Annotated in this window: 16 protein-coding genes; 4 read left to right on the plus strand and 12 right to left on the minus strand. The window is 63.3% G+C overall.

The genetic code is table 11. The annotated features are described in order from the left end of the window. Window positions 1-15: 15 nt before the first annotated feature. From ACEWQ0_RS06330 to serA, 10 genes are all read right to left on the minus strand, one after another. On the minus strand, window positions 16-3,147 hold the full coding sequence (locus ACEWQ0_RS06330; protein WP_476484859.1) for an efflux RND transporter permease subunit: 3,132 nt from the start codon (window positions 3,145-3,147) through the stop codon (window positions 16-18). Then, window positions 3,144-4,586 (minus strand): efflux RND transporter periplasmic adaptor subunit, encoded by a 1,443-nt coding sequence (locus ACEWQ0_RS06335; protein ID WP_476484860.1) that lies wholly within the window; start codon window positions 4,584-4,586, stop codon window positions 3,144-3,146. The genes ACEWQ0_RS06330 and ACEWQ0_RS06335 overlap by 4 nt, the downstream gene beginning before the upstream one ends. After that, a complete protein-coding gene (locus ACEWQ0_RS06340; RefSeq protein WP_476484861.1) occupies window positions 4,583-5,908 on the minus strand; it encodes a TolC family protein in 1,326 nt (441 codons plus the stop codon). The genes ACEWQ0_RS06335 and ACEWQ0_RS06340 overlap by 4 nt, the downstream gene beginning before the upstream one ends. A gap of 105 nt (window positions 5,909-6,013) precedes the next feature. After that, window positions 6,014-6,400 (minus strand): hypothetical protein, encoded by a 387-nt coding sequence (locus tag ACEWQ0_RS06345; RefSeq protein ID WP_476484862.1) that lies wholly within the window; start codon window positions 6,398-6,400, stop codon window positions 6,014-6,016. Between the two features lie 101 nt (window positions 6,401-6,501). After that, window positions 6,502-8,442 carry a nitric oxide reductase activation protein NorD gene (locus ACEWQ0_RS06350; protein WP_476484863.1) on the minus strand — a complete coding sequence of 647 codons (1,941 nt, stop codon included), beginning with the start codon at window positions 8,440-8,442 and terminating at the stop codon, window positions 6,502-6,504. Window positions 8,443-8,452: 10 nt separating this feature from the next. Next, entirely contained in the window at window positions 8,453-9,259 is an 807-nt protein-coding gene (locus ACEWQ0_RS06355; RefSeq protein ID WP_476484864.1) for an AAA family ATPase, read from the minus strand. After that, complete coding sequence (locus ACEWQ0_RS06360) at window positions 9,252-10,613, minus strand: cbb3-type cytochrome c oxidase subunit I (RefSeq protein ID WP_476484865.1); 1,362 nt, start codon at window positions 10,611-10,613, stop codon at window positions 9,252-9,254. Before ACEWQ0_RS06360 ends, ACEWQ0_RS06355 begins: the two co-directional genes overlap by 8 nt. Before the next feature lie 18 nt (window positions 10,614-10,631). Next, on the minus strand, window positions 10,632-11,087 hold the full coding sequence (locus ACEWQ0_RS06365; RefSeq protein ID WP_476484866.1) for a c-type cytochrome: 456 nt from the start codon (window positions 11,085-11,087) through the stop codon (window positions 10,632-10,634). 99 nt (window positions 11,088-11,186) lie between these two features. Then, window positions 11,187-11,477 (minus strand): GNAT family N-acetyltransferase, encoded by a 291-nt coding sequence (locus tag ACEWQ0_RS06370; RefSeq protein ID WP_476483086.1) that lies wholly within the window; start codon window positions 11,475-11,477, stop codon window positions 11,187-11,189. Between the two features lie 13 nt (window positions 11,478-11,490). After that, on the minus strand, window positions 11,491-12,723 hold the full coding sequence (gene serA / locus ACEWQ0_RS06375) for a phosphoglycerate dehydrogenase (RefSeq protein ID WP_476484867.1): 1,233 nt from the start codon (window positions 12,721-12,723) through the stop codon (window positions 11,491-11,493). 43 nt (window positions 12,724-12,766) lie between these two features. Between serA and ACEWQ0_RS06380 the strand changes: the two genes are divergently transcribed. Beyond that, window positions 12,767-14,131: an FAD-binding oxidoreductase gene (locus ACEWQ0_RS06380; RefSeq protein ID WP_476484868.1), complete on the plus strand. Its 1,365-nt coding sequence runs from the start codon at window positions 12,767-12,769 to the stop codon at window positions 14,129-14,131. 112 nt (window positions 14,132-14,243) lie between these two features. On the opposite strand, the gene ACEWQ0_RS06385 is transcribed toward ACEWQ0_RS06380, so the two are convergent. Further along, window positions 14,244-14,876, minus strand: coding sequence for a hypothetical protein (locus ACEWQ0_RS06385; protein WP_476484944.1), 633 nt, complete (start codon window positions 14,874-14,876; stop codon window positions 14,244-14,246). On the opposite strand from ACEWQ0_RS06385, the gene ACEWQ0_RS06390 reads away from it, so the two are divergent. From ACEWQ0_RS06390 to ACEWQ0_RS06400, 3 genes are all read left to right on the plus strand, one after another. After that, complete coding sequence (locus tag ACEWQ0_RS06390) at window positions 14,763-15,731, plus strand: TackOD1 domain-containing metal-binding protein (RefSeq protein ID WP_476484941.1); 969 nt, start codon at window positions 14,763-14,765, stop codon at window positions 15,729-15,731. The genes ACEWQ0_RS06385 and ACEWQ0_RS06390 overlap by 114 nt on opposite strands. Further along, a complete protein-coding gene (locus tag ACEWQ0_RS06395) occupies window positions 15,715-16,974 on the plus strand; it encodes a glycosyltransferase family 2 protein (protein WP_476484869.1) in 1,260 nt (419 codons plus the stop codon). The genes ACEWQ0_RS06390 and ACEWQ0_RS06395 overlap by 17 nt, the downstream gene beginning before the upstream one ends. A gap of 68 nt (window positions 16,975-17,042) precedes the next feature. After that, the gene (locus ACEWQ0_RS06400) at window positions 17,043-18,017 is read left to right on the plus strand and encodes an HlyD family secretion protein (RefSeq protein WP_476484870.1); all 975 of its coding nucleotides are present in this window, start codon (window positions 17,043-17,045) and stop codon (window positions 18,015-18,017) included. Between the two features lie 225 nt (window positions 18,018-18,242). Here the strand turns inward: ACEWQ0_RS06400 and putP are convergent, their stop codons facing one another. Further along, on the minus strand, window positions 18,243-19,757 hold the full coding sequence (gene putP, locus ACEWQ0_RS06405) for a sodium/proline symporter PutP (protein ID WP_476484871.1): 1,515 nt from the start codon (window positions 19,755-19,757) through the stop codon (window positions 18,243-18,245). Between the last annotated feature and the right edge of the window lie 307 nt (window positions 19,758-20,064).

Here is a 20,064-nt window from a genome sequence, read left to right on the forward strand (position 1 = left end):
AAGACGTCTTTGATACTACGCTGACCGAGCGGCGACTGATTTCCACAGGTAATAGATCACCGGCACCACCAGCAGGGTCAGCACAGTCACGCTGACCATGCCGCCGACCATGGGTGCGGCAATGCGGCGCATGATTGCCGAGCCGGTGCCGTGGCCAAGCATGATCGGCAACAGCCCGGCGATGATTACGGCCACCGTCATCATGATGGGGCGCACGCGCAGCAGGGCGCCGTCGGTAACCGCCTGCATGACATCTTCCTTGCGGATCGATTGTCCTTCCCCGGCCACCTCACCGTGTTTTTGCGCCAGGGACTGGTCCAGATAGACGATCATCAGCACGCCGATTTCGACGGCCACGCCGGCGAGGGCGATCATGCCCGCGCCGACGGCCACCGACATGTTGTAGCCCAGCAGATAGAGCAGCCAGTAGCTGCCGACCAGCGACAGCGGCAGGGTGCCCAGGATGATCAGTACCGAGATCGGATTGCGGAAGTTCATGAACAGCAGCAGGATGATGATGCCGACCGCCGCCGGCACGACCAGCTTGAGCCGGTCGGCCGCGCGCTGCATGAATTCGTACTGGCCCGACCAGCCCAGGGAATAGCCGGGCGGCAGCTCGACCTGCTCGGCCACCGCTTCCTTCGCACGCTGCACGTAACCGCCGAGATCCGGGTCGTTGACGTCAACGTAGATCCAGCCGTTGAGTCGCGCGTTCTCCGTGCGGATCACCCCGGGCCCGGTCTCGACCTGAAGATTGGCCACGGCCGATAAGGGGATCTGCTCGCCGCGCGGCGTGACGATGGTCAGATCGCGCAACTCCTCGACCGACTCGCGCTTGTAACGCGGGTACCGGATGTTGATCGGGTAACGTTCGAGACCCTCGACGCTCTGGCTGATCGTCATGCCGCCCACGGCCGAGCGCACGATCTCGTGCACGTCGCGGATGTTGAGCCCGAAGCGGGCCGCCTGCTCGCGCTGGACGTCGATGGTGACGTAGCGCCCGCCGGTGACCCGGTCGGCGTAGACCGACGCCGTGCCCGAAACGTTTTCGATGACGCGCTCGATGTCCGAGCCAATCCGGTTGATGACCTCCAGATCGGGCCCGGCGACCTTGACGCCGACCGGAGTCTTGATGCCGGTGGCCAGCATGTCGATGCGGTTCTTGATCGGCATGATCCAGGTATTGGTCAGGCTGGGAACCTGCACCAGGGAATCCAGCTCGGCCTTCAGTTTGTCCATGGTCATGCCGTCGCGCCATTCGGACCGGGGCTTGAGCCGGATGGTGGTTTCGACCATGGTCAGGGGTGCCGGATCGGTGGCCGTGTCGGCGCGTCCGGCCTTGGCGTAGGCGGTCTCGACTTCGGGCACCGACATGATCAGGCGGTTGGTCTGGCCCAGGATTTCGGTCATCTTGCCGGCTGAAGCCGCCGGATAGGCGCTGGGCATGTAGAGCAGGTCGCCTTCATCGAGTTCGGGCATGAACTCGCTTCCCAGGCGGCTGTAGGGCAGCCAGGCGCTGGCCAGGATGGCGAGCGTGATGACCACGGTCAGGATCGGGAAGCGAAGCGCTGCCGCCAGAACCGGTCGGTAGATCCAGGTCAAGAAGCGGTTGAGCGGGTTCTTGTGCTCCGGCGTGATGTGGCCGCGGATCAGATAGCCCATCAGCACCGGCACCAGGGTGATCGCCAGGCCGGCCGCCGCCGCCATGGCGTAGGTCTTGGTAAAGGCCAGGGGCTTGAACATGCGCCCTTCCTGAGCCTCGAGCGCGAAGATCGGCACGAAGCTCAGGGCGATGATCAACAGCGCGAAAAACAGCGCCGGACCGACCTCCACGGCCGCGTCGGCCAGCGCGTTCCAGCGGGCTTCGCCTTCCAGCGAGTCGCCGTGTCTTTCCAGATGCTTGTGGTAGTTCTCGATCATGACGATGGCGGCGTCCACCATCGCACCAATGGCAATCGCGATGCCGCCCAGGGACATGATGTTGGCGTTGATGCCCTGGATCTGCATGATGATCAACGCCGAGAGAATGCCGAGCGGCAGGCTGAGCACGATGACCAGCGACGAGCGGAAGTGGAATAGGAAGAGCAGGCACACCAGGGCGACGACGATGAACTCCTCGATCAGCTTCTCGGTGAGCGTGTCCACGGCCCGGCCGATGAGTGAGGACCGGTCGTAAGTCTCCACGATCTCGACGCCTTCTGGCAGGCTTTTCTTGAGCTCTTCGAGCTTGTCCTTGACCCGCTCGATGGTGGCCATGGCGTTCTCGCCGAAGCGCATCACGATCACGCCGCCGACCGCTTCGCCTTCGCCATTGAGCTCGCCGATGCCGCGCCTCAGATCCGGCCCGAACTGGACACGGGCGATATCGCGGATACGGATCGGTACGCCGTCTTCGGTGGTGCGCACCGGGATGGCCTCGAGATCCTCGAGTGAATCGACATAGCCGGTGGCGCGGATCATGTATTCGGCCTCGGCCATCTCGATGACGCGCCCGCCGGTTTCCATATTGCCGCTGCGGATCGCTTCGCTGACCTTCGACAGGGGAATGTTGTAGGCCCGAAGCTTGTCGGGGTCGACGACCACCTGGTACTGGCGCACCATGCCGCCGATGGCGGCGACCTCCGAGACGCCTTCGACGGTCTGCAGCTCGAACTTCAGAAACCAGTCCTGCAGCGAGCGCAGCTCGGCCAGGTCGTGATCGCCGCTTCGATCGACCAGGGCATACTGATAGACCCAGCCGACGCCGGTGGCGTCCGGGCCGAGCGCGGGTCGGGCCTCGGGCGGCAGGGTGGGCGCGACCTGGCTCAAGTACTCGAGCACGCGCGAGCGGGCCCAGTACAGATCGGTATCGTCTTCGAAGATGACGTAGACGAACGAGTCGTTGAAGAAGGAGTAGCCGCGCACCGTCTTTGCGCCCGGCACCGAGAGCATCGCCGTGGTCAGCGGGTAGGTGACCTGATCCTCGACCACCTGCGGCGCCTGACCCGGATAGGTGGTCTTGACGATCACCTGGACATCCGACAGATCGGGGATGGCGTCCAGGGGCGTTCGGAACATGGCGATGGTGCCCCAGGCGGCGAGCAGGGCGGCGAGCATCAGCACCAGGAAGCGGTTCCTGATCGACCAGCGAATGATGGCTGCGATCATTGCCGGCCTCCCGTGATGTCATCTTCGGCATCGACATGGATCATGGCCTCGTGGTCGATTGCTTCCTCATCCATGCCTTCGTGGTTCATGTCGCCGTGGTTCATGGCTTCGTGATCCATATCCCCGTGGTCCATGTCCTCGTGGTCCATGTCCTCGTGATTCATGGCTTCGTGGTCCATGCCATGTTCCATTTCGCCGTGATCCATATCACCGTGACCATCGCTCTCGCCGATCATGCGCAGCAGGCTGGCGTCGACGCTGGCTTCGGAATCGATCAGGAACTGTCCGGATACGACAATTCGCTCGTCTTCATCGAGCCCGGCGACAATCTCGGTCATGCCGTCGACCTCGAGGCCGGTTTCGACCCTGGCCGGACGAAAGCGGCCGTCGCCAAGCGCCAGGATCACGCGCTTGCCGTCGCCGGTGCGGATGATCGATTGTGTGGGCACGGCCAGGGCCTCGCGGTGCGGCGCGGCGGCAATTTCGACGCTGGCGTACATATTGGGCTTGAGCGCCAGGTCGGGATTGTCGAAGGCCAGGCGCACGCGGCCGGTGCGGGTCTCGGCGCGCATGGTAGGATAGACATAGTCGACTTCACCGTCCCACTCGCGATCGGTGGCGGAGAAGGGCAGGGTCATGGTCGCTGTCTGCCCGGTGTCGACCCAGGCGATCTGACCCTCGAACAGGTCGACTTCCACCCAGACCCGGGTCAGATCGGCAATGCTGATGATGGTGTTGCCCGGCTGCACGTACATGCCCTGGCGAACGTTGAGTTCGATCACGTAGCCGTCGCTGGGCGCCTGCACCGTGAATCGTCGCGTCGAGCTGCCGCGCTGGCCAAGCGCCTCGATCTGCCTGTCGCTCATCCCCAGGGCGACCAGCCGGATGCGCGCGGCGCGCAGCAGCGACTGGTTGCCCATGCGGCTGGCCTGCAGGTACTCCTCCTGGGCGCTGACCAGCGCCGGCGAATAGATTTCGAACAGGGGGTCTCCGGCGCTGACGCGATCACCCTGCGTCTTGATATGCAGTTCCTCGATCCAGCCTTCGGTGCGCACGTGCACGTGCGAAATGCGCCCGCCATCGGCTGTCACCAGGCCGACAGCTTCTACTTGACGGTTCAGGTCGCGGCGCTCGACCGGCGCGGTTTTGACGCCGATGTTGTTGATGACCGCCGGATTGATCCGGATCGAAGGCTCGCTGTCGGCGGCCTGTCCGGCCTCGTCGGCGTAGACCGGCACCAGGTCCATGCCCATCGGCGACTTGCCGGGCTCGTCGCGCCGATAGTTGGGGTCCATGGGCGCAACCCAGTAGAGAATCTCGCGCTCGGCTTCGCCTGTCTGCCCGGCTTCGCCGTCGCCTTGCCCGGTCAGGAACCAGGCGCCCAGAAACCCGGCCGTGGCGGCCAGCGCGGCGATGATGATGACTTGTACTTTGTTCACGACTGTTCTCCCACCAGATAGGTGACGCGTGCCCAGGCTTTGCCGGCCAGGGCCGTGAGTTCGACTCGTTTAATCTGCGTATCCAGAGCGGCAAGCTGGCTGCGAATCAGCTCGGCGAAATCGGTCTGGCCGTTGGCGTAGGTGGTGACCGATGCCTCGACGGTTTGATCGGCGCGCTGCCCGACGACCTGCTCGTAGAGCGTCTGGCGTTCGCGGTAGCGCCGCCAGTCGGCCAGGGCCTGGTCAAGCTGTTGTCTCAGATTGCGCAATACGGTGTCGCGCTCGAACTGCGCTGCGCGGCTGCGCTGGGCGGCTGCCTGATGGCGCTTGTCCTGGCGTTTGTCGGTAAACAGCGGCACCGACAGGCTCACGCCGATGCTGGCCAGGTCCGGGCGGTCGAACCGCAAGCCATAGCCAGCCTCGACGGCCCATTTCGGCTTGTAGGCTTCCCGCGCCAGCTCGATGCCTTCATCGGCGGCCTCGATCATCGCCTGCCGGGCGCGGGCGGCGGGGTGATCGACCAGGCGCCGCTGCAGCACCTCAAGGCGGGTCGAATCGAGCCCGAACTCGGGTATGGCATCCGGCACCTTGCGAAAGGCTTCGCTGCCGATATAGCGGGCCAGTGTTGCCCGGGCCTGGTCGGCCATACGGCGGTGCTCGGCGATGCGGTCGTCGAGCAACGACAGCTCGAGCTCCGAGCGCAGCAGGCTCTGCGCATTTAGCCTGCCGGTGGCAAAGCGCGACTGTAGCGACTCGATCTGCTCCTCGATCCGATCGCGGCTTTGTTGCAGGATGCCGACGGCGCGCTGCTGCCAGGCCAGTTCCAGCCAGGCTTGTCGTGTGTCCAGGGCAATGCGCCGCAGGGCCTCGTCACTGCGGGCCCGCTGGGCTTGTGCTTCGGCGCGGCGCTGGCGGCCGCGAACGGCCAGCGACCGGCCAGCGGGGAATTCCTGGCGCAGCCCAAGGCGCAGGGGCTGGGTCATACCGTCGCGATCCAGGCTGAAATTGTCGGTCGGGACACTGGCCACCTGGGCCGTGATCATCGGGTCGGGCAGTTGGGCGTCGGCCACGGCCTCGTTGTCGAGCGCCCGGGCGCGCGCGGCGAACCGCACCGCCTCGGGGTCGGAAGCTGCCGTGGCCATGGCGACAGCTTGATCCATGGTCAGAACGGCGGTGCGCCGGGCCTTTTCCGGCGCCGGCTCGCTCTCAGAGTCGTCGGCCAGAGCCGCGGCTGCGGGCAGTGCCAGCGCGGCGAAGATGCACAGCCACGGCCATGCACGAATGCCGGCGCTTGGCGCGCGGCTGAATATGCCATCGGGCATGATGAACCTCGTAGTGTCGTTTACGAAACTTCACGGAAAAGCGCGGCCGGCGACGGCCTGGTCGCAGGCGGTCGGCTTCTCAAAAAGAACGGACGAGCTTGAGGTTCAGGCCCGGGGCGGGCGCTTTGGCGGGCTGGAGTGGTTGTGCGGGGACGGTGCGGCGAACGCCACCGGCGGGCAGGTGGCGGACGGCCAGACGCTCGAGTGCGCGCGCACGGGTACGGCCAGGCCGGCGGCTAGGCACAGATGATTGCACGAGGCACTGTCGCAGTCGTCGCTGTCGCCACAGTGATCGCTGCCGGCGCCATGCGTGAGTGCATGATCGGCATCCTGGCTCGGCGCGTGATGGCACTGGCCGAACTGGCTGTCGTGATCCTGCACTGCGGCGCTGGCCGCCATCGTGGTCCCGGCCATCGTCCAGCTCGACAGCCCGCCGCCGAGAAGGGCGAGGGCCAGCAGCGAGCGCAAAGCAATGGCGAGGAACGATTTCACGGGCGGCTACTCTAGCAGCAAGTCAATGGCGACGCATTCATGGACATGGATGTGACCTCGGCTATCGCTTCGAAGTTCCCAAAGATGGCCTTCGATCGACGTCAGTGTCCGATGAGCTGGCGATAGATGGCCGGCAGGGCGCGGCTCAGCGCGGCGGCGCGCGGGACGATGGCGTAGCCGGCGCGGCCGAAGATCAGCGGGAAGTACTGGCGAGCGCGGGTGTCGATGGTCACGCCGAAGACGGTCAGGCCCTTCTGGCGCGCAGCGCGTACGGCCATGCGCGTGTCTTCGATGGCCCAGCGGCCTTCGTAGTGGTCGGTGTCGTTGGGTTTGCCGTCGGTGAGTACCAGCAACAGGCGATGGCCGTTGTCGCGCTTTGCCAGCTCGTCGGTGACCTGGCGGATGGCCGCGCCCATGCGGGTGTAGCGGCCGGGCTCGAGGGCGGCGATGCGCCGCTCGATTCTTGCGCCCATGTCTTCGGAAAAGCGCTTCAGCGGGGTGATTTCCACGCGCTTTCGCCGATGCGAGCTGAAAGTGTTGATGGCCAGTTCGTCGCCGCAGGCGTCGATGCCGTGGGCGAGCACCAGCAGCGCTTCCTTTTCGATATCGAGCACGCGCCGGTCGTCCATCCAGGCGTCGGTCGATAGTGAGGTATCGACCAGAAGGCTGACGGCCAGATCGCGCGACAGATCACGCCAGGAGGTGTAGACGCGGTCGCTGCCGGTGTGACCTGCGGCAATCTCGGCCTGGCGGCGCACCAGGGCGTCGGTGTCGAACTCGTCGCCGTCGAGCTGTCCGCGCAGCATTTCGCGCTTGGGGCGAAGGGCTTCGAACTGGCGGCGAACACGATGGATTTGCCTGCGCATGTCGGCGTCAGGCTGCCAGTCGGGGTCCCTGGTTTTCGGTGTGATGATCTGGATGGCGCAGTAGTCGGGCATCAGGCTGCGGCGGCGGTAGTGCCACTCCGGCTGGGTGTGCTCGGCCAGGACGCGTCCCTCGGCGACCGCTTCGGGCGCGATTTCGAGCTGCATCTTCAGCCGGGTGGCCGCCTTGCGGCGGTGCTTGCTGATGGTCAGCTCTTCGAGCTCGTGGGCCGCCTTGCGCGCGTCTTCCTCGTCATCGTCGTCGACCGCGCGGTTGACGTTGACCATTTCCGCCCAGGAGATGAGTTTCTCGAAGGGGTTGAGCATCAGCGGATCGTCGCGCTCGCTCTGGTCGAGGCGGCGTCGGCGGGCGCGGAACTTCTTTTCGCCCAGTTCCTTGCCGTCACCGCCGGGTTCTTCTTCGTCGTCGTCCGGTTTCTGTTCATCGTCCGCCGTCGGCGGGCGGGCGGGCTCGGCCTGCGGCCACAGCGGTACCGGCAGGGGCGGGCGGTAACCTGACGGCGCGTTGAATTGCGCGATCGCTGCCGGCTGTTCGGTCACCGCCCGATGCATGTTCGCGGCCAGCGGATCGAGCGGGCGGGCATCGTCGAGCAGGTGGCAGATGAGCTGTTCGACGGCCTGCTCGTGTTCGGGCAGGCGGCGGGCAGGCCGCAGTGCCAGCAGCTCGGCGCTCAGGCGCGCGTACGGGGCGCGCCAGCCGGGCAGCTCGTCGAGCAGGGCGCGCGTGGTGGCGGTGGCCTCGGCGATCTCGAGCAGGTCGCGCTGGAGCGGGTCGCTTGTTGTGGCAACCAGGCGGCTGTGCGCCAGGAAGGCCGTCTGCCAGAAGTAGAGCCGGCGGTTGTCTTCCTGCCGGGGATAGAGTGCCTGCACAGCCGGCAGGATCACGTGCTCGCCGTCGAATCGGGCCAGCTCCATGGGCTCGCGCGTCAGGCCCAGGCGCTGGCGCCAGCTCAGGCGGTGGTCCTGCTCGGCGCTGCGCGCGGTGGTCAGCTCGATGCCGGCGCCGCCGCCCAGCGCCCGGAAATAGATCGCCAGCACGTCGCGCAGCGCGTCGAAGGCCACGGCGGCGTCGTCGTGTAGAGGATAGCTGACCGCGCCCGCTGCCCAGCCGTGCCACCAGCGGCCGGCGATTTCCTCGAATTCATACCAGGCGGTCATGGTGGCCGCATCAGAAGCTGTGGGCGAGCAATTCCTCGAGCGCGGCGATCACGTCTTCGTCGTCGCTGAGCGGCTGGATGAGCGTGGCGCGTGCGGCCGTCTCCAGGGCCATGCCGCCGGCGATCAGGCTGGCGCAGTAGACCAGCAGGCGCGTCGAGACGCCTTCTTCCAGGTCCTGGCCCTTGAGCTCGCGGATCTGGCGAGCGAGATTGATCAGGCCGGCGCACAGATCCTTCGACAGGCCGCTTTCGTTGGCCACGATCTCGATTTCAACCTCCGGCGGCGGAAAATCGAAGTTGAGTGCGGCGAAGCGCTGGCGCGTACTCGGCTTGAGGCTTTTCAGCAAATGCTGATAGCCCGGGTTGTAGGAGGCCACCAGCATGAACTCCGGCGGCGCGTGCAGCTCTTCGCCGGTGCGCTCCAGCGGCAGGATGCGGCGGTCGTCGGTCAGCGGGTGCAAGACGACGGTGACGTCCTTGCGCGCCTCGACTACCTCGTCGAGATAGCAGATACCGCCCTCGCGCACTGCGCGCGTGAGCGGGCCATCAACCCATTTCGTCTCACCGCCGGAGAGCAGATAGCGGCCGGTCAGGTCGGCGGCGGCCAGATCGTCGTGGCAGGCGATGGTGTACAGCGGCCGCCCGAGACGAGCGGCCATGTGGGCCACGAAGCGGGTCTTGCCGCAACCTGTCGGCCCCTTGAGCAGCAGTGGCAGGCGGTGTTTGTAGGCCGCCTCAAAAAATGCGCACTCGCCAGCCGTCTCGCGGTACCAGGGCGCATGCTCGGGGGCTTGCCTGGCAGTGGCGACATTACTCATTGGCAACGTCGACATCGGCGGCAATGTGCGGCGCGCCGCGTGGCACTTGTTCGCGCGCGGGTCCCAGGATGGCCCACAGGTAGAGCAGGGCGCCGAGGACCACGACCACGCCGGAGGCAAAGCGCATGACATAGAAGATCGTGATCTGATCCTGGGTTGTCATGTAATTCTCGCCCATGACGCGCTGCAGATGCGTTTGCACCACGCCGGCAAAAGTCAGCGTGAAGGTCATGAAGGACATGCCGGCGGTCATCAGCCAGAAGCTCCACATGTTGCGGATCTGGTTGTAGGGCCGCTTGCCGCGCAGGTGCGGCATGGCGTAGGCGATGATCGCCAGGTTGACCATGACGTAGGCACCGTAGAAGGCCAGGTGACCGTGTGCGGCGGTGATCTGCGTGCCGTGGCTGTAGTAGTTGACCCAGGACATGTTGTGCATCAGCCCCCACACGCCGGCGCCGAAGAAGGCCATCACGGCACAGCCGAGCGTCCACAGGATGGCTGACTTGTTTGGGTGGTTGCGGCTGCCGCGCCAGAACATGTAGAAGGCGAAGGCCACCATGGCGAACAGCGGCACCACTTCGAGCGCCCCGAAGATGTTGCCGATGGGCTGCCAGTAGCCGGGCGTGCCGATCCAGAAATAGTGGTGCCCGGTACCCAGCAGGCCGGCGAACAGCACCAGGCCGACGATGACGTAGAGCCACTTTTCGATGATTTCGCGGTCCACGCCGGTCATCTTGATCAACAGATAGGCCAGCAGTGAAGCCAGGATCAACCCCCATACGCCCTCGACCCAGATATGGACGATGTACCACCAGTAGAGCTTGTCGAGCGACAGGTTGGCCGGGTTGTAGAAGGCGAACAGCCAGAAGACAGCCGCCAGCGACAAGCCGGCGAGCAGAATGGTGGAAATGGCGGTGCGCCGGCCGGGCCACAGGGTGCGCCAGCAGTTGTAGAGAAACATCAAGAAGGCGATGGTGATCAGTACCTTGACCCAGGTCGGCTGCTCGAGAAACTCGCGACCCTCGTGGATGCCGAACTGGTAGCCGATCAGCGCTGCGGCGCCGGCGAAAACGAATAGCGCGAGCTGGAGATAGGCGATGGCCGGGCTGTGCAGTTCGTTTTCAGCCTCTTCAGGCAGAAGATAATAGGTTGCGCCGAAGAAGCCGATCAGCAGCCATACAATCAGCAGGCTGGTGTGGCTCATGCGGATGATATGGAAGGGCATGGCTTCGGCCATGAACTCCGGCCACACGTAAACTGCCCCGGCCATGAGCCCGAAGGTCACCTGGGCGGCAAACAGAATCAGCGCGGTGATAAAGAAAGGGTAGGCGACTTTTTGCGTCTGAAATTTCATTCTTGCTTGTCTCCCTGGTTATCCCGAAATCGTCGGCGGCCAGCCCTGGGTGTCAATGGTGCTCGTCCAGCGGAAAAACTCGACCAGGGCGTCGAGCTCTTCATCACTGAGGTGATCATAAGACGGCATCTGGCGGCGGCCCGGTACCCCAAGGGGCTGCAGGCGAATCCAGGATTTGATGCCCTGGTGCGCTGCTTCGGGGTTTTCGGCCCCGCCGTAGCGCAGCCAGACATTGCCGAGCTCGGGCGCAAAGTAAGCGCCTTCGCCAAGCAGGCTGTGGCAGTTGATGCAGGACTCCTTCTCCCATACGTGCTTGCCCTGACGCACCTCCTCGCTCAGCCCCGCATGGTCGGTCGACTGGGTGACGATGTGATTGTGGCTGTGCACTGTCAGCGCAACAAAGATGATGAAGAAGAGAATGGAGCCGCCCAGAAAGATGTTGCGTGCGGCGTTGCGGCTAAGACCCTCGATCATTGGACCCTCCTCAAGCTCGAACAAGCTAAATTACCATTTATCATGCATCAATTCCACAGCTGCGCGACGGTTGTCCGCAAGATGAGTACGCGGGCGGCGTCAAGCTTGCGCAAGCAGCCCCTGGTATTCGGAATGGCGCTGGATCCAGCGGGCCACGTAGGGGCAGCGCGGCCGGATCTTCAGTCCCTGGCCATCGGCCCAGTCGAGCGCATGTCGGGTCAGCCTGCCGGCAATGCCGCGCCCGCCAACCGCATCGGGTACGCGCACATGATCCATGCTGACGACCCGGCCATTTTCTTCAAGCGAGAACTCGAGTACGCAGCGTTGGCCATCGACGACGGTTTCGAAGGTGCCAGCCTCTGGGTCGAGATGAATTTCCGAATCGTTCATGGCGGTGATCCTGTCAGTAGAGAAAACGGGTGCGGATGGTTTCGGGAATGGCCTCCAGGGCACGGATGATACCGGTCGCATTATGGGTTTCGGCGTCCATCACGACGTAGCCCAGGTCCGGCAGGGTGCGCAGATACTGGGCGGCGAGGTTGACATCGGCCCGGGAAAACACCGAGTTGATTGCCTGCAGCACCCCGGGCTCGTTGCGGTGAATATGGAGAATGCGCCTGGCGGTGTCATGGTCGGGCAGGGCGACCTCCGGAAAGTTGACCGCGCCCATGGTCGAGCCGTTGTCGGAATAGCGCACCAGCTTGCCGGCCACATCAAGAGCGATGTTCTTCTGGGCTTCCCGGGTGGAGCCGCCAATATGTGGTGTCAGAAGAACCTTGTCCATCCCCTTGAGTTCGCTGACAAAAGGCTCGTCCGGGCCGGAAGGCTCGGCGGGGAACACATCAATGGCGGCGCCTGCAAGGTGATCGGATCGCAGCGCGTCCGACAGCGCCGCGATGTCGACCACCTTGCCGCGCGAGGCGTTGATCAGATGGCTGCCGGCGCGCATTGTGGCCAGCTCGCGCTCGCCGATCATGCCGCGGGTCTGCTCGGTGTCGGGCACGTGCAGGCTGACGATGTCGGCCGTTTGCAAAACCTCGCTCAGGCCGCTGGTCTGGCGGGCATTGCCCAGCGGTAGCTTGTCGACGATGTCGTGGAAGATCACGTTCATGCCCAGGCCTTCGGCGAGAATGCCGAGCTGTGAGCCGATATGGCCAAAACCGACGATGCCCAGCGTCTTGCCGCGCACTTCGTGCGAGCCGCGAGCGGTCTTGAGCCATTCACCGCGATGGGCGGCCATGTTCTTCTCGGGAATGCCGCGCATGAGCATGATGATTTCAGCCAGCACCAGCTCGGCTACCGAGCGGGTGTTGGCGTAAGGCGCATTGAACACCGGGATACCGCGACGTCGGGCCGCGGCCAGGTCGACCTGATCGGTGCCGATGCAGAAACAGCCGATGGCGGTAAGCTTGTCGGCGCGATCGAGCAGCTCCTCGGTGACCTGTGTGCGCGAGCGAATGCCCAGAAAGTGGACGCCGGCGAGAGCGTCGGCCAGGCGGTCGGGCGGCATGGCGGCATCTTCGACCTGTAGCTGTTCGTAGCCGGCGGCGCGAATGCTCTCGACCGCCCGCTCGTGGACGCCCTCGAGCAGCAGGAAGCGGATCTTGTTTTTCGGCAGGGAGTGCTTGGATGGCATATTCGTGATTCGATTGCAGGGGTAAAACAGCGATAATAACGCCATGAGTCTATTTGATCCGATCGAATCCCTGTCCGACCCCGAATCGCTGGCCCATTACGGCAGTGACTGGACCCGGTTCTGGCCCGCGCAGCCAGAAGCCGTGGTGTTTCCGCGCAGCACCGAAGAGGTGGTCGAGCTGATTGGCATTGCACGTCGCAAGCGCCTGAAGCTGGTGCCCAGTGGTGGGCGCACGGGCCTTTCCGGCGGCGCTGTGGCTGCTCGGGGCGAAGTGGTGGTTTCGCTCGAGAAAATGCGCCAGCTCATCGACATCGATCCGACCGAGCCGAGCCTGTCTGCTCAGGCCGGCATGCCGGTCGGTGAACTGCAGCGTCGCGCGCTTGAAGCGGGGTTGTGCTATCCAGTCGACTGGGCGGCGGCCGATTCGAGCCAGCTCGGCGGCTCGATCGCCACCAACGCCGGCGGAATTCGCGTGCTCCGATACGGCATGACGCGCGACTGGGTGCGGGGGTTGACCGTGGTTACCGGCACCGGCGAGGTGCTGCATCTCAATCGCGGCCTGGTCAAGAACAACACCGGCTTTGATCTGCGCCACTTGATGATCGGTTCCGAAGGCGCGCTGGGCATCATCACCGAGGCAACCATGGCGCTGACGCAGCCGCCTGTCGAACAATCCGTGTTGCTGGTCGGTTTTACCGGCCTGGCTGCCATCATGCCGTCTTTCGCCGAATTTCGTGCCGGGCTGACCCTGTCGGCATTCGAGTTTTTTGACCGGCGTTCGCTCGACTACGTTGCCGAGACAACCGGCGAGACGTTTCCGCTCGACGGCGAGTGCCCGTATTACGCCGTGGTTGAATTCGACGACCCCGGACAGGCCAGCCAGCAGCGGGCGCTCGAGCTGTTCGAGCGCCTTGCAGAGAGCGGGCACGTTGCCGACGGGACCATCAGCCAGTCGCTGACCCAGGCGGAAGAGCTGTGGCGCTGGCGTGAGGCGATCAGCGAATCGATCAGCGCGCACACGCCCTACAAGAACGACTTGTCGGTGCGCATCCCGCGGGTACCGGAGTTTCTCGCATCACTGCACCAGCTGGTGGCTGAGCACTACCCTGAATTCGAAGTCGTCTGGTTCGGCCACATCGGCGACGGCAACCTGCACATGAATGTGCTGAAGCCGTCGGACTGGTCGGTCGAGGACTTCCGCGTCGCCGTCCGTCGCTTGAGTCCACGTGTATTCGATCTGGTGCAAGAGTTTGACGGCAGCGTCTCGGCCGAACACGGCGTCGGCCTGCTCAAACGCGATGACCTGCACTACAGCCGCTCACAAGCCGAGATCGAACTGATGCGTCAAATCAAGGCGACTTTCGACCCCGACGGCATCCTCAACCCCGGCAAGGTCATTCCTGCTTGAGTTCCGGCGGCTCAGAGCGGCTGGCAGGACAGAACAGCAGCTCGCCGTAAGCCACGCCAGCCGCTGTCCCGGCACGTGGTCTGCGCTGGCCCATTGTGCTGTCCGTCTACTTTCATTTATAATAAAGTGATAGTGGTTCATCTGAATGTGACTGACGTTTGTCACGCGCATTCTTCTTGCGCGTATTGCTGCCCACATCTATCCGGCAGTCGCTTGCAAACCAAAGGGGAACGTTTTGACGACAGACAGATCGGAGCCTTTCGGAGGCTTCCGCTTCTGGGTGATCGGCAATCATCAGAAGTATCTGACCGGGATACCCGAGCATCAGCTTGTGGCTGCGCCCGGGCAGGCGGATATTGCGCTGGTGCTTGCGGATGCAGCAGACGAGGCACGAGCCCATTTCAATCAGCCAGACATTTGCCTGCTGCCACTTCTGGATTTCTCCGGGCGGCCCCAGAGCTTTCCTGAAGCGCTCTGGCATGATGCGGCCCCCAGTTTGCAGTCGCTGGAGCAAGGAGTTGCGGCCGCGGCGCCCGTCGTTCGACGGCTGCGTGAGCTTCCTGATCCGGCAGGGCTTCCGGATCAGGCTGCACTGATCGCTCTGAACTGGGCCTACTCGCGGCAGCGCGAGATTCGCGCATGCTGGCAACCGGAGCAACCGGAAGCCGTTGCCTATCCAGTGCTGGGGGCTGTTGCCCCGGTGCGGGATCAGTTGGAAGAAATGGCGGTGTTGGGTCTGCTGCAACGCAGTCGTTTCGACCTGCTCCACTACTGTCCCGGCTGCAGTGGTTCACGCCTGAACGTACGCGAAGAATGTGTTGCCTGCCGCGGCAGCTACCTGGAAGACAGCGAGCTGATCCACCACTACCGGTGTGCCTACCAGGCGCCGGAGCAGGAGTTCCTTCAGGGCAGCGAGCTGGTTTGCCCGAAGTGCCGCCGCAGACTGCGGCATTACGGCGTTGATTACGACAAGCCGGGCAAAGTCAGTAGTTGCCGCTCGTGCAGGGAATCCAACAGCGACCCGCTGGTCGGGTTTGTCTGCATGGACTGCGAAAAGCATACCGATGGGGAGCAGATGCCTCTGAGAAAGTGGCATCACTTCATCCTGACGCCCGATGGCGTGGCTGCGGCAAGAAGCGGCGCGCTGCCGCGCATGAGCCTGGAAGAGAACGTTGCCGGCCAGCCCGGCGGCTATGCTCTGCGTGATTTCATCGTGCTGTTCCGCTTTCAGCTGGCACAAGCCCGGCGCTATGAACGACCGCTGGCGGCGATGACGCTCACGGTCAACAATATCGACGAGCTGGCGCGGACCGCTGGCCGACAGGATGTTGCGCAGGCCCTGCATCTGTTGGTTGAAATTCTGGCCCGCGGGCTGCGCCAGAGCGATGCACTGGCAGCCCGGGGTCATACGCTGTACGTACTTCTGCCCGAAACTGAATCGAGGTATACCGAGCTGCTGTCGCAGCGTCTGGAAAAGCGTGCCGGTGAGATCATGGCCGTGTATCCGGAGGTGGAAATAAGCCATCTGCACGATGTCGAGCACATGGAGCAACTGCTGGCAGACTTGATCGGGAGCGAAGGCGATGCCGTCTTCGATTGATCTGTTATTCCAGCTGGATCTGTGGGCCTTCGTTCACCTGTTCTGGTTCTACGTGATTTTTGATTTTTCCCGCTACTTTCTGAGCATAGTGGCGGTGCTTCTGGCAGCGCCATGGGCACGTCGCACCGATTCCGGGCACTGCGGCGAGCCGGTCAGCGTCTTGCTTGTAGGTTTCAATGAATCCGCTGCGCTGCGTCGATCGGTTCGTTCCTTGCACGAGCAGACACACGATTCGCTGGAGCTGATCCTGGTCGACGACGGGTCTGTCGACCAGATGCGCAGAACCGGCCTCGAACTGCAAAGTCGAGGGCTTCTGCATCGTGTTATTTCCAGCGGAATCCGTGGCGGCAAGTCCAGCGCCATCAATCTGGGCATGCAGTACGCCAGCCATGAGCTCATCAGCATTGTCGATATTGACACTTCATTCGATCGTGATGCATTTCAGCAGCTGATTGCGCCCATGTCCGATCCGCGCATGGGTGCGGTGTCGGGAAATCTGGGGGTGCGTAACGCCAACGCACGTCTCATGGCTCGCTTCCAGTGCATCGAATACCTGATGAGCATCTCGATTGGTCGCCGGTTTGCTTCCGCACTGGGCATTCTGTCGATTGTATCGGGCGCTTTTGGCGTGTTTCGGCGTAGCGCCATTCGCCAGGTCGGTGGGTGGGATGTCGGGCCCGGCGAGGATGCTGACATCACCGACAAACTGCGGCGATCGGGCTGGCTTATCGAGTTCGCACCGCATGCCTGGTCCATGACCGATGTTCCAGAAACCCTGATGGGGTTTACCCGGCAGCGCTTGCGCTGGAACCGCAGTGTCATCCGCTTCCGGATGCGCAAGTACCGCGGTGCGTTCAATCCCTTATCGGCCGGCTTCTCTTTTGCCAATATGGCGGCAATGACCAATATTCTGTTCTACCAGGTGGTGCTGTCGATCAGCTTTTATATCTATATTGGCTGGCTGTTCTGGACTCTTGGGAGTCATGGCGCACTGCTGATCCTGGGCGCGACCACGATCATCTATATTGCTCAGGGCATTCTGGTTTATCTGATTGCGCATGTGCTCTATCGGCGTCGGGCGCCACTGCGTTATCTGTGGTTCGTGCCCGGTCAAATCCTGTTTTCAACGTTCATTCAGCGCGGCGTACGCATGCTGGCCTACGTCGATGAGCTGATATTCCGCCGTTCCTTCCGTGACCCTTATGTGCCGACCAAGGTACGAGCCGCAACCGATCGATTCTGATGCGCCGTTTACGCAAGCAAATACGACAAGACCGTCTTCACACCGAGTTGCGCAGCAGTCGTGGGCGCGTGGGGCGCTGGATCTATCTCGGGTTGTTGGGGCTGCTGATGATCTGGCTGATCAACCTTTTCGTGGGCGATTTGCTCTACCTTTCGGCAGAAGGCATGGTGACCCGGGAGCGCCAGGCCATCAGCCTCAGCTTTCCTGCCGTGGTCAAGGGGCTTGCGGTACGTGAGGGCAGTCGTGTACGTGCTGGCGAGCTGCTGGCAACGGTGGATTCTTTGCCCGTCATTCAGGATGTGGCCAATCTGTCCGCCCGGCTGGCGGAGTTCCGCGCTCGCCACCAGAAACTGGTTGCCCGCCGGCTGGTAATCGACCAGACGCTGCCCGTTGCCCGCGAGCATGCGCAGGCGATCAAGGATCTGCTTTCATCCAGGGAGGGCGCGTTGCGCGAAGGGCTGACCACCAACCTGACGCTACATGAACTGTTCCAGGCCGATTACGCCAACCGCAGAGAGGTTGCCGAGCTGGTCGCCGAGCGCAATGCTCTCGATGAAGAGGCTGAGGGACTCGACGCCATCATCGCTGACTTTACGGCATCTCTCGAGCGCCTGCGAAAACAGTACGGCCAGGGAGAGGTGCGGGCGCCCGAGCAGGGTATCGTCGCCGATTTGCAGGTCAACGTTGGCAGCAGCACCGAACAGAGCGGACGGCTGATGGATTTGCTGGTGGGTGAACCCCACGTGCTGGCTTATATCCGCCCCGGGGCGCTCTACGAGATCCGCGTGGGTGACCCGGTGACCCTGCAGTATGGCGTGCGAGAGATGGGCGGCACCGTGAGTGAGGTTCTGCCCCTGACCGTTCAGATGCCGGCCGAGTTTCAGCGAGCATTTCAGCCACGCGAGCGCTCGCAGATCATACGTATCCAACTGGGCAACGGGCAGGTGCCACCGGTGTTCACCAAGCTAACGGTGCGTTCGTCCCGCAATTGGCTGGCGCAAGCGAAACGCTTGGCAGGCTCGCTTGTGAACTCGAGCGAGTGAGTGGGGAGTCGGACGCAGCAGACGCCGCAAGGCTTTGCTGTAACGATCGCACGGAAGACAACGAACGCCAAGAAAACAAGGCCTCGGAAACTCTTGCTACGTGCTCCGAGGCCTCGTGGTTTTCGGGTTGACTACGCTTCAATGCCAACCGGTGTTGCTCTAACGCCGGCGGCCAGCGGGCCCGTTGGCCCGCCGTTGCCGCTGTTGCTGCAGATGCCCGGCCGCTCAGGCTTGGGTCGATGGCTGTCTGTCGCCCGCGCGAAACTCGTTCCGGGTCTCGGTCAATCGGCTGACGACAAAGATTGCCAGCAGCGAGAAAACGAAGCCCGGGATGATTTCGTACACGCCGCCGAGCCCGAAGAAGTCCTGATTCCAGCCCGCAGCAATCCAGACAATGATGGTGGCGGCGCCAACGGCCAGCCCGGCCACCGCGCCGGTACCCGACATGCGTGACCAGGTAAGCGAGAGCAGGATCATCGGCCCGAAGGCGGCGCCGAATCCGGCCCAGGCGTGGCTGACCAGCCCGAGAACCTGTGAGTTGGGGTCGCGGGCGATGAACGCGGCCACCAGCCCGACCAGCACCACGCACACGCGGTTGACTGTCACCGTTTCGCGCTCGGTGGCTTCCTTGCGCAGAAACAGGCGGTAGAAGTCCTCGGTCAGTGAGGACGATGCCACCAGCAGCTGGCTGGAAATGGTGCTCATCACCGCGGCCAGCAGGGCGGCATACAGAAACCCGGTGATGAGCGGATGGAACAGCAGGTTGGCCAGCACGATGAAGATCGTTTCCGGGTCACCGATATCCAGGCCGTTGCGGATGGCATAGGCGCGGCCGAAAATGGCCATGGCAATGGCGCCGGTCAGGGAAACGAACATCCACGACATGCCGATATTGCGCGCCGTGGCGACTTCCCTGACGGAGCGCACCGCCATGAAGCGCACGATGATGTGCGGCTGGCCGAAATAGCCCAGGCCCCAGGCCACCGCCGACAGCCAGGCGATGAAGCCCAGGCCGTGTGTCCAGGTGAGATAACCTTCGGCGATGGCAGGATCTGACAATGTTTCCGTTGCCTGCGAGAGTCCGCCGCCACCTTCGCCATAAAGCACGACCAGCGGCATGACGATCAGCGCCAGCATCATGATGCAGCCCTGAACGAAGTCGGTCATGCTCACGGCAAGAAAGCCGCCCAGAGAGGTGTAGCCGAGCACGATGATGAGCGTCAGCCAGATGCCGATCTGATAATCGGTGAGCCCGCTGAATGAAAACACGTCGCTGAAGGCCATATCGAACAGCTTGCCGCCGGCGACCAGCCCCGAGGCGGTGTAGACCGCAAAGAAGATCACGATCACGATCGCCGAAAGTATCCGCAGCGACTGTGCGCGGGTCGGGAAGCGGCTGGAGAGGAACGCCGGAATGGTCAGGGCATTGTCATAGCGTCGGGTCTGCTCGCGCAGACGGGGAGCGACCACGATCCAGTTGATCAGCGCACCGCACCACAGGCCCACACCGATCCAGGCTTCGTGCAGGCCGGAGATGAAGATCGCACCGGGCAGGCCCAGCAGCAACCAGCCGCTCATGTCCGACGCGCCGGCCGACAGCGCGGCCACGGCCGGGTTCAGGTTACGGCCGGCCAGCAGATACTCTTCCGACGACGAGGTCGCCTGGCGCATGGCATAAAAGCCGATGCCGAGCATCAAGATAAAATAGAGTCCCAGGCTGATCCACACGCCGATATCCATGTTGCTCCCTCAAATATTGCGTCAGTTTTCACCTGATTCTGCAACAGAGTGACAGGCGAAAGCAATTCTGCTTGTGACATGGCCGGCAGGTGATCAGGCTTCAACAACCTGGCCGGGTGCACTCTGAATTGTTGCCAAGTTAATGATAATGATAATGATAAAGCCCTGAGCACGGGGCGCTACAACCGTAAAGGGCACCAGAAATGCTCAGGACAACGGAACCACGGAAGACCCGGAAAATCACGGAAAAGAGCTTGGTTCGTGAGTTTCGCATGTAATTCCGGGGCGTCCCGTCCGTGGGTTATCG

Source organism: Wenzhouxiangella sp. YN9 (genome assembly GCF_056324165.1).